8 protein-coding genes, 1 tRNA gene and 11 pseudogenes are annotated in these 12,178 nt (G+C 57.8%); 9 read left to right on the top strand and 11 right to left on the bottom strand.

All coding sequences use genetic code 11. The features are described from left to right. The 4 genes from JCM10550_RS07960 to JCM10550_RS22555 all read left to right on the top strand — a co-directional run bounded on the left by JCM10550_RS07960 (position 1) and on the right by JCM10550_RS22555 (position 1,464). Positions 1 to 78, top strand: a tRNA-Arg gene (locus JCM10550_RS07960). A gap of 54 nt (positions 79 to 132) precedes the next feature. Beyond that, positions 133 to 882: a UbiA family prenyltransferase gene (locus tag JCM10550_RS07955; RefSeq protein WP_245618886.1), complete on the top strand. Its 750-nt coding sequence runs from the start codon at positions 133 to 135 to the stop codon at positions 880 to 882. Continuing rightward, positions 860 to 982, top strand: coding sequence for a hypothetical protein (locus JCM10550_RS24740; RefSeq protein WP_281175324.1), 123 nt, complete (start codon positions 860 to 862; stop codon positions 980 to 982). Before JCM10550_RS07955 ends, JCM10550_RS24740 begins: the two co-directional genes overlap by 23 nt. Positions 983 to 1,203: 221 nt before the next feature. Then, positions 1,204 to 1,464: a hypothetical protein gene (locus JCM10550_RS22555; RefSeq protein ID WP_245618884.1), complete on the top strand. Its 261-nt coding sequence runs from the start codon at positions 1,204 to 1,206 to the stop codon at positions 1,462 to 1,464. Here the strand turns inward: JCM10550_RS22555 and JCM10550_RS07945 are convergent. From JCM10550_RS07945 to JCM10550_RS07925, 4 genes and pseudogenes are all read right to left on the bottom strand, one after another. Next, positions 1,461 to 2,068, bottom strand: a pseudogene (locus JCM10550_RS07945) (DUF116 domain-containing protein). The gene JCM10550_RS22555 and the pseudogene JCM10550_RS07945 overlap by 4 nt on opposite strands. 100 nt (positions 2,069 to 2,168) lie before the next feature. Next, positions 2,169 to 3,233 carry an S-methyl-5-thioribose-1-phosphate isomerase gene (locus tag JCM10550_RS07940; RefSeq protein ID WP_083475378.1) on the bottom strand — a complete coding sequence of 355 codons (1,065 nt, stop codon included), beginning with the start codon at positions 3,231 to 3,233 and terminating at the stop codon, positions 2,169 to 2,171. Between the two features lie 10 nt (positions 3,234 to 3,243). Further along, positions 3,244 to 4,535, bottom strand: a pseudogene (locus JCM10550_RS17070) (CoB--CoM heterodisulfide reductase iron-sulfur subunit A family protein). Further along, positions 4,528 to 5,020 (bottom strand): annotated as a pseudogene (locus tag JCM10550_RS07925) (gamma carbonic anhydrase family protein). Before JCM10550_RS07925 ends, JCM10550_RS17070 begins: the two co-directional pseudogenes overlap by 8 nt. A 30-nt stretch (positions 5,021 to 5,050) precedes the next feature. Between JCM10550_RS07925 and JCM10550_RS17065 the strand changes: the two are divergent. After that, a pseudogene (locus tag JCM10550_RS17065) lies at positions 5,051 to 5,514 on the top strand (phosphopantetheine adenylyltransferase). Here JCM10550_RS17065 and pyrI read toward each other — a convergent pair. The 7 genes and pseudogenes from pyrI to JCM10550_RS07890 all read right to left on the bottom strand — a co-directional run bounded on the left by pyrI (position 5,507) and on the right by JCM10550_RS07890 (position 9,992). Next, positions 5,507 to 5,984: pseudogene (pyrI, locus tag JCM10550_RS07915) on the bottom strand (aspartate carbamoyltransferase regulatory subunit). The pseudogenes JCM10550_RS17065 and pyrI sit on opposite strands and share 8 nt — an antisense overlap. Before the next feature lie 3 nt (positions 5,985 to 5,987). Further along, a pseudogene (gene pyrB, locus JCM10550_RS07910) lies at positions 5,988 to 6,891 on the bottom strand (aspartate carbamoyltransferase). A 173-nt stretch (positions 6,892 to 7,064) separates the two neighbouring features. Further along, a pseudogene (locus JCM10550_RS07905) lies at positions 7,065 to 7,794 on the bottom strand (rRNA adenine N-6-methyltransferase family protein). Beyond that, positions 7,791 to 8,135, bottom strand: a complete 345-nt coding sequence (locus tag JCM10550_RS07900) for a nascent polypeptide-associated complex protein (RefSeq protein WP_062398282.1) — start codon at positions 8,133 to 8,135, stop codon at positions 7,791 to 7,793. The pseudogene JCM10550_RS07905 and the gene JCM10550_RS07900 overlap by 4 nt, the downstream one beginning before the upstream one ends. Next, positions 8,136 to 8,381 carry a PUA domain-containing protein gene (locus JCM10550_RS22550; protein ID WP_245618896.1) on the bottom strand — a complete coding sequence of 82 codons (246 nt, stop codon included), beginning with the start codon at positions 8,379 to 8,381 and terminating at the stop codon, positions 8,136 to 8,138. It abuts the gene before it with no gap. 48 nt (positions 8,382 to 8,429) lie between these two features. Next, positions 8,430 to 8,527, bottom strand: a pseudogene (locus JCM10550_RS22545) (pseudouridine synthase); the annotation flags it as partial. Between the two features lie 58 nt (positions 8,528 to 8,585). Then, on the bottom strand, positions 8,586 to 9,992 hold the full coding sequence (locus JCM10550_RS07890; protein WP_062398280.1) for a DHH family phosphoesterase: 1,407 nt from the start codon (positions 9,990 to 9,992) through the stop codon (positions 8,586 to 8,588). Positions 9,993 to 10,267: 275 nt separating this feature from the next. Between JCM10550_RS07890 and JCM10550_RS24735 the strand changes: the two are divergent. The 4 genes and pseudogenes from JCM10550_RS24735 to moaC form a co-directional block, all read left to right on the top strand. After that, a pseudogene (locus JCM10550_RS24735) lies at positions 10,268 to 10,387 on the top strand (NAD(P)H-hydrate epimerase); the annotation flags it as partial. A gap of 52 nt (positions 10,388 to 10,439) precedes the next feature. Then, the gene (locus JCM10550_RS22540) at positions 10,440 to 10,955 is read left to right on the top strand and encodes an NAD(P)H-hydrate epimerase (protein WP_281175323.1); all 516 of its coding nucleotides are present in this window, start codon (positions 10,440 to 10,442) and stop codon (positions 10,953 to 10,955) included. Next, positions 10,856 to 11,455, top strand: a pseudogene (locus JCM10550_RS22535) (NAD(P)H-hydrate dehydratase). Before JCM10550_RS22540 ends, JCM10550_RS22535 begins: the two are co-directional and overlap by 100 nt. Before the next feature lie 180 nt (positions 11,456 to 11,635). Continuing rightward, a pseudogene (gene moaC, locus JCM10550_RS07880) lies at positions 11,636 to 12,099 on the top strand (cyclic pyranopterin monophosphate synthase MoaC). The last annotated feature ends 79 nt before the right edge of the window (positions 12,100 to 12,178 follow it).

Below are 12,178 nucleotides of genomic sequence, written 5' to 3'. Positions count from 1 at the left end.
GGGCTTGTGGCCTAGCCTGGATAAGGCGTTAGCCTCCTAAGTTAATGATCAGGGGGGGTTCAAATCCCCTCAAGCCCGTTCGTTATTCTTTTTGACAAATTTAATCCGAAATGAACGGCAATACCTTCGTACATGGGTCTTCACGGGTATCTGCAGATCATACGCCCGGTCAACGCACTTGTCGCAGGCATTGCCGTCCTGCTGGGAGTGCTTGTCGCAGGAGCGGAGGTTACGCCGGGTATGTCCCTGCTTGTTCTGTCGGTATTCTGCATCACCGGCGCGGGAAACGCCGTCAATGACTATTATGACCGTGATATTGATGCAATCAACCGCCCTGATCGGCCGATTCCTTCCGGCGCCGTCAGTATGAGAGGGGGGGCTGCTGTCTACAGCGCCGTCCTCTTCCTCACGGGCATTGCCTGTGCGGCACTCATCCACCCGGCATGTTTTGGCATTGCCTGTATCAACTCTGTTCTTCTGGTGGCCTATGCCGCCCGGCTGAAGGGAGTCCCGCTGGCAGGAAACCTCGTGGTCTCATATCTGGCAGGCAGCATCTTTCTTTTTGGCGGTGCCGCTGCGGGCCTGAACGGTCTCCTGGTGAATCTCCCGCTCGCGGGCATCGTCTTCTTACCGATGACAGCCCGCGAAGTCCTCAAGGATGCAGAGGATATCGAGGGTGACCGGGAAGGGGGGGGCCCGCACCCTGCCGATGATCATCGGTGTCCTCAACTCCTGCCGTATCGCAGCCGCCCTTGCAGCAGGGGGGGCAGTGGTGCTCAGTCTGTTACCCATCATGCCCTGGTGGAACCTCTGGTATCTGGCCATGATTGCTCTGGCAGACGCGGTCATCCTTTTTGCCGTGGCATCCTCGGTCAGATGTAGCACATCTGCCGGTGTCCGGGAGTCAGGCGCGACAAAAATGCTCAAAACAGGAATGTTTGCCGCACTCGCCGTGCTGATCCTCTGGGCCATGATCGGCTGACCCAAAGACAGGGACAGAGAGTAGAATTAATAATCTTTGAAAGGTGAGATTTACTCAATGAAAGTTTACCGGCAGGGAGACAATTTTATTGCACCGAAGGGATCCTTCTTTGACGGTAATGTAAAGATATCCGGCAATTTTATTGTAGCTTCTGACACCCACTTCTGGGGGGGACGCCTTGACGTGGATGGCACCTTGAACTGGGGGGGCCACGTTCTACGGTGGGGGGGGGCATCACCTGTACGAATGCCGTCATCGGGAATCAGGTGCGCATCAAGGGCTTCCTCAATGTCATTGAGAATGTAACGGTCTGTGATGATACGTGTATCGAGAGTCTGCATGCGGGAGGAGATATCATGCTGCGCCCCCGGTGTGCAGGTGGGGGGGACGTCTCATCGGACGAAACAATATTCGTGTGCGGTAAGATTAAATCCGGAAAACTGACCGGAAGAAATGTAAAAGTGGTTGGAAACGGCCCTTAAACGACCGTTTTTTCGGCATCCGTGCCTAAGAGGGCAACGTCGTATACATCCGGCCAGCTGACCAGCGTCTCCACACATCCGTCTTTTATCGTGACAACACCCATTGCAACGACACCTGCCTTGTCGCACATATCAATACCCTCTTTGACCTCCATCAGGCATCCGACACCGATGATTGCCTGCGGATGATATTTCTTGAACATCCGTTTGATAAGGGTTGATCCCGGCGCAATCCATACCTTATACCCAATCTCTTCGAGACGGTCAATATTCTCACCCACCTCACACCTGCCACAGCGCCTGCAGACCAGCCCTTCAGGAGTGAGGTGTGCCGGGCAGTCCGCTGCCCTCAGGCACTGCGGGATAAATATCGCCCGTTCTTCGATCGGAACTGCCTGAAACGACGAAGTCGAGAGGGTGTTATGCAGCCGGATGAAAAAAGCCGTCAGCTCCTGATCTTCCAGTCCGAAAAACCGGCATATGGCCTTGCTCATGCCTTCCGACATCACCAGTCCCGCCTTGAGCAGCCGGGGGGGGCATAGAAATGGCGATTGTGGATGGAAAGAAAGATGATCACCGTTACGATGAGCGGGACGATGACCATCAGCAAAAGGATCAGAAGGGTCACCTCACCAATGAGGTAGATCAGCTGATCCCACCATGGGGGGTGCCTATGACTGCCGCCGGGTCAAGGAGTTCCGGACTCATGATCGGTCCCTGCGGCCCGTTTCCGTGAGCTCGCCATAGGGATGCCGGAAGACACCACGGTCGGTGATGATCGCCGTCACCAGCGTGAGCGGAGTGACGTCAAAGGCGGGGTTTACGGTCTCCACCCCCCCGTCCGGCATCAGCCGACGGCCACCGCATATCGCCAGTTCATCACGGGCACGTTCCTCGATGATTACCCCCCCCGCTTCCGTCCTGTGGGTGTCAAGCGTGGAGTAGGGAGCTGCCACATAGAAAGGAATGACATGGTGCTGTGCACAGACGGCATGCATGTAGGTGCCGATCTTATTGAAGACCGCATCCGGAGTGATTCGGTCAGCACCGACCACGACGGCATCGATCATACCCCCCCTGCGCATCAGGTGTGCTGCCGCAGAGTCGGGGGGGATGGTTTTGACCGGTATGCCGTCTGCCTGCAGTTCATAGGCCGTGAGGCGCGACCCCCCCTGGTTCAGGGGGACGGGTCTCACAGGAAAGCACCGAGACGTGCTTTCCCGCCGCAACCGCAGAGCGGATGACGCCCAGTGCCGTGCCCCATTCGACGCAGGCAAGGGCTCCGGCATTGCAGTGGGGTGAGAACGGTGCAGGTGTCGGGCAACAGGGCTGCCCCCGTATTCGCCGATACGATGGCAGAGGGTGATATCCTCTGCTTCAATGGCCTGTGCCTCCCGCAGCGCCGCGTCACACGCAGCCGCAGGTGTCTCTTCCCGCATGGCGGTTCGCAGCACCCGGTCGATGCCCCCCCAGCCCAGATTGACCGCGGTCGGCCGTGTCGCCCGGAGATATTCCGCATCCGCTTCTACCACGTCCCGGAATGCCTGCCCTGCCACTTCCTTCCGGTGCGAAAGACAGGAGAGGACCACCCCCCCGTAACCGCCGGCGACCCCCCCCAGTGCGGGTGCTCCGCGGACTTCAAGGTGCCTGATGCCGTCTGCCAGACGTGTCACGGACTGCGTCTCCACGGTTGCCCGTTCTGCAGGCAGACGAGTCTGGTCGATATAGATGAGGCATTGTGCCCCGGTGTCCCATGTGATTGTTCGCATGCAGGTCTCCTTATTCTGCAGCGGCTGCGTCCAGAAATGCCCGCATTGCTGCTGCCTCCCCCTGTGTCACACTGTCAGGGATATCCTTTGGTGCCACAGCAGCACCGGCAATGTAGATGCCCCCGGCGAACCGTTGCGACCGGGGGGGCGCATTTCATATCTTTTTGCTCAAAGAAACCGTTTTCGTCCCGTTCGATACCGAACTTTTCTGCCAGTTCCGCCGCTCCGTCTGCCGGTTCAAGGCCCACAGAGAGGACCACCAGTCCGGGTTCCAGTCTCTCCAGCTCTGACGTCTCGGTGTCTTCCACCGGAAGCACCATGCCGGATTTCGTCCGGATAATCTCTCCCGGACGGCCCCTCAGGAAGCGAACCCCCCCCAGTTCCTGTGCCCGTACGTAGTATTCCTCATAGCCCTTTCCGTAGGCACGGATATCCATATAGCAGATGGTGACGGTGGTATCCGGGTTCTTTTCCTTGATGAGAATGGCGTTCTTTATCGCATACATGCAGCAGACACCTGAGCAGTAGGGCCGGTGTTCGGGGGGGATGTCACGGGATCCGAAACACTGGATAAAGACGATATGATCGGGTGATGTCCCGTCGGAGAGGCACTTTATCTTCCCGCCGGTGGGCCGCTTGCATTGATCAGCCGTTCAAACTCAAGGCTGGTAATCACATCCGGGTGGCGCAGATACCCGAATGTCGTCTTCTTCTCGGCATCAAAGGTCCGGTAGCCGGTCGCGATGACAACCGAGGCCACATGGAGCGTGACCTCCTGTTCTTTTTCTTCCCGGAGGATGGCGTCCTTACCGCAGATGTCATAGCAGAGACCGCAGTCAATGCAGTGCACCGCGTCACGAATGGTGATGTTGGGTACAACCTGCGGGTGTGGTTTGTATATCGCCTTTCTGACACCCACTCCGGCATCAAAGGTGTTATAGACCTCCACCGGACAGATATCGGTGCAGTCCCCACAGCCGTTGCAGGCATTCTCATCGACATACCGCGGGTGGCGGACGGCGGAGAGGGTAAAATCGCCCACGTCTCCGGTGATACCGGTGACCTCGGTGAGGGTATGCACGATTACATTAGGGTGGCGGGCCACATCCACCATCTTCGGGGGGGAGAGGATGCACATCGAACAGTCGTTGGTGGGGGGGAATGTCTTGTCCAGCTGGGCCATATGACCCCCCCAATGGACGGTTCGCGTTCGATCAAATGCACCCGGACACCATGGTCTGCAATGTCGAGGGCCGCCTGTATGCCGGCCACGCCGCCGCCGATGACTGCCACTTCAGCCATTGTTCGTCTCCCTCCCGAGTTTGACATAGGAACGGGCATTTTCCACGATGTGACTGATCTGTTCCTCTGATGCCTCCCGGATGACTTTGCCCGGCACACCCATCACCAGGGATCGGGGGGGGTATCTCTTTTCCTTCCGTCACGACAGAGCCTGCGGCAATGACGCTGTCTTCTCCGATGACGGCGTTATTCATCACGATGGCACCCATGCCAACCAACACCCGGTCCCGTATGACAGCACCGTGAATGATCGCACCATGGCCGACGGATACATCTTTACCAATGGTAACCGGGCACCCGGCGGTGGTGTGCACAACCGCATTGTCCTGTATATTTGAACCACCGAGGATGGCGATCCGGTCTTTATCGGCCCTGATGACGGCACCGTACCAGATGCTGACATCATCTGCGATGCTGACATCTCCGGTCACGGTTGCATTTCCGGCAATAAATGCAGGTGTTCCGGCAGAAGTATCGCTATTCATAATAAGGTATACGTATAACCTCACGCTCCAATGAAGATTATGGTAGGGGGGGCACATTCAGCCCGCTCCACGACGGCCATAAAAAGCTCATATCCCGTTCATTTGAGCTTGCCGGAAAAAACGGACACGTTATCGTCGGCCTTTCCACAGATACCTTTGCCGGCGGCAAGAATCATCCGATCTTACCCTATGAAGAACGAAAAAAGGGTCTTATTGCCTATATACAGGAGTCCGGGTATTCGGCAACCTGGAATATCATCCCCCTGAATGACCGCTACGGTGCCACCCTTGATACCGATTTTGACGCCCTCGTTGTCAGTGAGGAGACCTTTCCGGTGAGTCTTGAAATCAACCGTCTGAGAAAAGAACGCGGCAGAAAAAAGGTGGACATTCATCAGATCACCTGCGTCCTCGCCGATGACGGCAGATGGATATCAAGCACCCGGATACACCGGGGGGGTGAAATTGATGACCACGGACGGATGATCAGATGATATGGCTTTCAATATCCGTGGTGATGACCGTATCACAGTAGAGGCAGTGAAGACCTGCCTCCGTGACTTCAAATGAACTGTGAATGGGTTCGTTGGCGTTAGTGATGCATCCCGCATTGGTGCAGCGCACGATGCCGGAGAGGTGGGTGGGTATCTCAACCCCCCCTTCTTCTCCACCACAATATAGTCCCGGATGATGTTGATGGTGGCATGGGGCGATATGAGCGCGATCCGGTCCACCTCCTCTTTCGAGAGTTCCCGGTTGCTCACCTTGACAATATCCTTTCTGCCTTCCTGCCCCCCCCGGTCATGGAGGTCACATTGGTGGCAATGGAGAGTTCCTCATCTGTCTGACCGGTGATGCCCAGCACCCGCAATACCGTGAGTGCGGCACCGGCCCGGATATGGTCAATGACCGTTCCGTCTTTAATGGGGGGGCTGATCAAAAGGCCCCGTGGCTTGTCTTCCATTTTTCAGATCACCTCTTCCAGCATTGCCATTCTCACCGGCACCCCGTTGCGTGCCTGTTCAAAGTAGCGTGCACAGGGCATCGCATCGACACGGGGGGGGTCAATCTCCCCTGCCCGCGGCAGTGGGTGAAGGACGATCATCCCCCCCTCCTTGTGCCTTCCAGTATCTCAGGGGGGGTGATACGATAGCTCTCCGCCACACTATAGTAGGACGCTGCATCCGGGAAGCGTTCCCGCTGAATCCGTGTGGTGTACATCACGTCCAGATCAGGGACGACATCGGTGATGTCGTCATGCTCCTGCACCATGCACCCGCGCCGGTGCAGTTCAGCCACCAGACTCTCCGGCAGTTCCAGCGTGGGCGGCGCGATGGTGTGCAGCGTGACATCATAGTTGGAGAGTGCATAGGCCAGCGAATGTGCGGTTCTGCCGTACCTGAGATCACCTAAAAGACCGATATGGATCTTCTTCAGAGGCATCGACTGGCGGATGGTGTAGAGATCAAGGAGAGTCTGTGACGGGTGCTGCCCCGCCCCGTCTCCTGCGTTGATCACCGGCACCGATGCAAACTCGCTCGCGAGGCGTGCTGCCCCCCCTCCTTGGGATGGCGCAGAACAATGGCATCCACGTAACTGCTCACCACCCGCACAGTATCGGCCAGCGTCTCGCCTTTCGATATGGAACTGCCTTCCACACTGTCAACCGTGATCGTCGTCCCTCCCAGCCGGGAGACCGCAGATGCAAATGACATCCGTGTCCGCGTACTGGGCTCAAAGAAGAGGAGTGCGACTTGTTTTCCATCCAGTGTCTTTCGTATCTGCGGTGCCGCGTCAATGGCACCTGCCCGGGCAAGAAGATGGTCAATCTCCTCCCTGCCAAAGTCCTTTATTGATATGATATGTTTCATCAGAGGCCCGCCTCCGGTTGTAGCGGCAAAAGAATAATGAAAAACATACGCAGGGAAATGCACCAGGCATCTCTGTCTGCGATCTCCTCCATAGTCAGTACTGTGCGATTCGGGGGGGTAATAGAAGTATCCTGCAGGAGAGATATATCCGGAACAAAACAGACCGGAAGGTATTATTCCTTCCGGGCGACGGTGATATATCCGCTGTGGCTTACGCGCGTTGACGGACGGGTGCCCCGCTTTGTCCGTGTCAGTTCACGACCGATCAGTTCGTGACAGACGACATCGGTGAAGAGCGGCTCTGCGGTGTCCATGACAATGAACGTCTGTTCCAGAAACGGCGTGTAGGTGACAAGATAGCCGCCCGGCCGCAGCAGGGCATGGGCATGACGGATATGCGCCTCTGTTATCTGCAAATCCAGATGGACAACGTCATAGCTGCCTGCTGCATCCAGCATATCACCTGCAATGACCTGCACGTTCTCAAGGCCCGCCTCCTGAATATTTTTTTGGCAGACCTTGGCAAACTCCTCGCGGATCTCATAGGTGGTGACGGTCTTTGCAATACCACCAAAGAAGATCGAGGCAATCCCGCTGCCGGTTCCGGCATCCAGCACATCGTCATTCCGGTTCATGCCGGTCAGTGCACAGACCATCCCAATATCCTTGGGAAGCATCGGTGCGCCGGTACGTCGGGCATGGGAAAAGAAATCGGTCGGCCGGGGGAATCCGGATATAAAACGGGACGCCCAGATGCGTCTCGATAGTCTCGCCGGGCGAGGCATCCAGAAGGGCATTCAGGTCTATGATACCCTTGTCCGTCGAAAGGGTTCCTTCGCCGGCACGCACGTAATACTCCTTTCCCTCCCATATGAGAAGAACCCGCTGGCCTGTTTCGATCATGCGCTGGTGAGCCTGATAATTGCCTCTGCAATCTCGCCTTTTGCCGCGATGAGTGCGGCACGTGCTTCGTCCGGGGAGACCTGTGCCTGTTCTGCGACAAGCGACACGTCATCGTCCGGTATCTCCATTGCTTTCGGGGGGGTGAATACCGGTTCACTGCCCTGCAGCTGGTAGGTCTTGGTGCCCTGCATCGTGGTGACGACGACCTCGGCCGGCTCAAAGACATATTCTCCTTCGGTGGTGTAGATGACCACACGCTCGACACCTTCGATATCCTCCATCTTCATGCCGAGCTGTTTCATCATCTGTTTCATCTTTTTTGGGTTAACTCCGGGCATCATTTAGATCAACCTTCCTGACCGTACCTGTACTGCTCCACCGTAATTAAATGCCATCATCTCATCACCCGAGAGGAGCGCATTCCCGGTAGCGATGAGCTGATCATCGCCTGTGACAACGAGGACTTCATCTCCCGCCATAATTCCCGGATCCGCTGCGGTGACATGTTTTGCCATGGCGTTCTTGCCTTTCATCATGAACTCCGCCACCTCTTCGGTGACAGCAACCCGGTAGACGGGCGCGGGCAGATACTGCCAGAGGCGTTCCGCTCCTTCGATGGACAGAGTAAACCGCCCGTCATGTGCCCGGACGGTTGCGATACGCACCTTGTCCAGCATCACATAGCGTATCCGCTTGGTGGTGGAAAGTTTGAATGTACATTCATCGGGAAGAGGGCAGCCCCCCCTGCCCCCCCTCTCCCGAACTGATAATCCGCGATCGTCCGGACGCGGTTAATTGCGCTGTTTTGCGATAATTCTGTTGACACGTTCTGCAAACCCCCCCTCTTCGGCATTCCGTGGAATATATGCTCCCGCAGCTATCTTATGTCCTCCGCCGCCGCCACCAATTTCTTCAGACGCCGTGATGAGTGCGGCCTGCAGGTCAACGCCCCCCCGTTCCACCATGCGGGTATTGGTTCGCATGGAGACTTTCACCAGATCAGGGTCGTCATTGAGGTAGCAGAGGATCATAATCGGTTTCTCGTAGTCCAGTTTGGAGAGGGCCATACCCGCCCCCCCGATACCGACAATGGTGTCAGGGAACCGGTCGCCGACATGGATGTGCTGCATGTGGCTCAGTGCCGTGGTGCCGGTGTCAAGGATATGCTCCATCATCTCCCGGATGATCCGCTTGTGGTGGCGCAGCATCTCCTCGCCTTCCCGGTATGCCTGTGCCCGATCACCGGCACAGACCGCACTCCCCCCCACCCGCGGCTTGGCCCAGCGGCCGCAGGCATTGAGCATGGTCGCATACTCGGACGCGTTCCTGAGCGGCGTCCCTTTCGCTTCGTTTGGGAAGATGTAGTGTTCGGCAAGGAGGCGGGAGATATCCTGCCCGGTTGCAAGCATCTGCTGGGCGAGGCCGTTGATGATCGCAGACTTCTCGTCCTGATCCAGATCCTCCCATACCTGCTGCCTGCCGCCTGAGGTTCGCTCTTCTATCCCCAGTTTTCGGAGAAATGCCTCTGTCTTCAGTTCGTTATTGGATATGCCCGGAATAAACGGGTCGTCGCTGAACGTAAGACAGACCCTGAGAGGGCGGGTGGAGATACCGTAGCAGTTCAGTTCCTGCGGCACGATTCGTATGGTGCCCGCCCGCTCCCCGTCGGCCGCAATCTCCCGTGCGGGTCCGGTCAGACCGCAGTGCTCCCGCGCCATCATATCACCGACATTCCCAACGACGGCGTTCTGGGCGAGCACGCCGAGGTGCGGGTGTCCGGGGGGGTTCATCTCCTTTGCAACAAGATACCCGACACCTGCCGCCGAGAGCTGGGTGTAGCCATAGGGATGACCGTTTGCCTGCAGGTAAGGGGTCTCCACGTTCTGTGCGACATGATGATCGATAATGGCCACATCTTCGGTGCCCATGCCCCCCCGCTCCTCCAGCAGGTTTTGCTGCCCTGCCCCCCCGAGGTCGATGAAGACCTTCAGACTGCAGTCCTCCGGCACATATTTCATGGTCATGGGCTCAAGCTGACGTACGAAGACACTCTGTGCAGGAATCCCTGCATCCATGCATGCCTGCATCATGATTGCTTCGCTGGTGATGCCGTCTGCATCGATATGGGATATCACAGTGACTGCGTCTGCATCCTGTATCTGCCGGGCAACCGCCCGGACATCGTCTTCAAACGTCATTGCTGCGTAGAAGTTGTCATTACTCTCTGATGAAGGATGCCATCATGATGGAATGTTAATGAGGATGGACGGCAAAAGAGTCTGACAGGAAGAGGACGGATGCGATGAAAAAGAATCCCTGGCAGTATGCAATGGAATTCCGTGAATTTCGGGAGACGGGCTATATCAGCCCAGCGAGAATGCGGGTGGTTGACGCCAACGCACAGGCGCTGGGCGTCTCTGCCGTTCAGCTGATGGAGAGTGCGGGAAAAGGTCTGGCCGACTATGTGAGAGGCATGTCTCCCGGACAGGTGGTGGTGCTCTGCGGGAAGGGCAACAACGGCGGTGACGGGTTTGTCGCGGCCCGCCACCTCTGCCGGGACTGCGTGGTGACCGTCATCGTTCTCTCGCGTGATATACGAACAGAGAACGCGGCCCGAAACTATCGTGCACTCTCCCACTGTGGGGGTGTCGGTCATCATCGCCGATACCCCCCCGGATGCCGTTCGAGCATGCCGGGACCGGATCTCTGCAGCGGATGTCGTCATCGATGCGATGCTGGGCACCGGTATCACGGGAGCACTCCGGGAGCCATACGCCACCTGCGTCAAAGTCGTGCGGGATGTGGGTGTCCCGGTCGTGGCCGCGGATACCCCGACCCCCGGCCTGCCTGCCTCTGTTGTCTGTTCCTTTCACCGTGCAAAAGCAGGCGACCCCGTGGTAATCGAGATCGGCATTCCCGATGAGGCGGAGTACTTCACGGGGGGGCCGGGTGACCTGCTGATGGTGCCACAAAAGGGACATGCCAGCCACAAGGGGGGGCGGGCGGTGAGGTGCTGGTCATCGGCGGCGGGCCCTATCAGGGTGCGCCGTATCTCGCGGGCATGGCGGCCATCCGTGCGGGAGCGGATATCGTCCGGGTGGCAACCCCACATATGCTCCCCTGTCCTGATCTCATCGTCGAACAGACCGAAGGGCGGATGATCCGTGAAGAGGATACCAACCGGCTGGCAGGGCTTGCAACGCATGCGGATGTCACGGTATGCGGCTGCGGTCTGGGAACGGAAAGTCATGGGGGGGTCATCACCGACATCGCCCCCGGATATGGGGGGGCGGGCGGTCTTTGATGCAGATGCCCTCCGGCAGCCTCTGCCGGTCGCAGGCGATTCGATATACACCCCCCCCATGCAGGAGAGTTCTCCCGGATGACAGGCTTTCGTCTGCCGAATGACATCATCGGGCGGGGCCGCATGGTGCGCGATCACGGCCCTGCCGGGGTCACCCTTGCCAAAGGGCCGGTCGATGTCATCTCCGACACCAGCCGCGTACGCTTCAGCCGCACCGGCACCCCCCCGCATATGACCGTCGGCGGCACCGGAGATGTCCTCGCAGGCGTGGTGGGGGGGGCGCTCTTCTGCCGTCTCCCCGCATTTGAGGCAGCAGCCTCGGCGCCTATGTCAATGGCTGTGCCGGAGAATCCCTGATCGATCGGGGGGGCGACGGCCTTGCCGCCACCGATCTGCTCACCCGAATTCCTCTGGCCATATCGGGGAAAAACGGCGGCATGAGTAAGGCATATCATACTAAGTCGGATCATAACGAAGCATTTTGACAGAATATCCGGCACTGCAGTGACAGGGACCGGATATGGAGAAAGAGACAATATGCCCGAATTTTCTCATATCAATAATGACCGCGCCTATATGGTGGACGTGACGCAGAAGACCGATGTGCACCGTCTCGCACGGGCGGAAGGCCGGATTCACCTCCGTCCGGAGACACTGGAGGCCATCCGTGCAGGAGAGGTCATCAAGGGAAATGTGCTTGCAACAGCACGCATCGCTGCCATACAGGCGGTAAAACAGACCTCGTCACTGATCCCGATGTGCCACCCGCTGCCGGTCGGCGGAGTCGATGTGGATTTCCACGATGGCGACGGGTTTATCACCGCAGAGGTGGCCGTGCGGACATACGGCCGGACCGGTGTGGAGATGGAGGCCCTGACCGGTGTCAGTGTGGCGCTTCTCACCATATGGGACATGGTCAAATCCGCGGAAAAAGACGAGGACGGCCAGTACCCGGAGACATCTATCGAGGCATCCGCGTCACCGAGAAGCGAAAGTCCTGAACCGGTTACCCCCCCAGATATTTAATAGCCAAAGATCAAATATATGAGAACCGCCGGGTGTATGCCCGCTGGAAAAAGG

Origin of the sequence: Methanogenium cariaci JCM 10550, from assembly GCF_001315945.1 — an archaeon.
Classification (GTDB): domain Archaea; phylum Halobacteriota; class Methanomicrobia; order Methanomicrobiales; family Methanomicrobiaceae; genus Methanogenium; species Methanogenium cariaci.
The sequence above is the reverse complement of the archived record's forward strand: the minus strand, read 5'-3'. Positions and strand labels throughout refer to the sequence as shown.

Coding starts and splice junctions, on each gene's coding strand:
- JCM10550_RS07955 (WP_245618886.1), top strand. CDS start 133: ATGGGTCTTCACGGGTATCTGCAGATCATACGCCCGGTCAACGCACTT.
- JCM10550_RS07940 (WP_083475378.1), bottom strand. CDS start 3,233: ATGCGAACAATCACATGGGACACCGGGGCACAATGCCTCATCTATATC.
- JCM10550_RS07900 (WP_062398282.1), bottom strand. CDS start 8,135: ATGATGCCCGGAGTTAACCCAAAAAAGATGAAACAGATGATGAAACAG.
- JCM10550_RS07890 (WP_062398280.1), bottom strand. CDS start 9,992: ATGACGTTTGAAGACGATGTCCGGGCGGTTGCCCGGCAGATACAGGAT.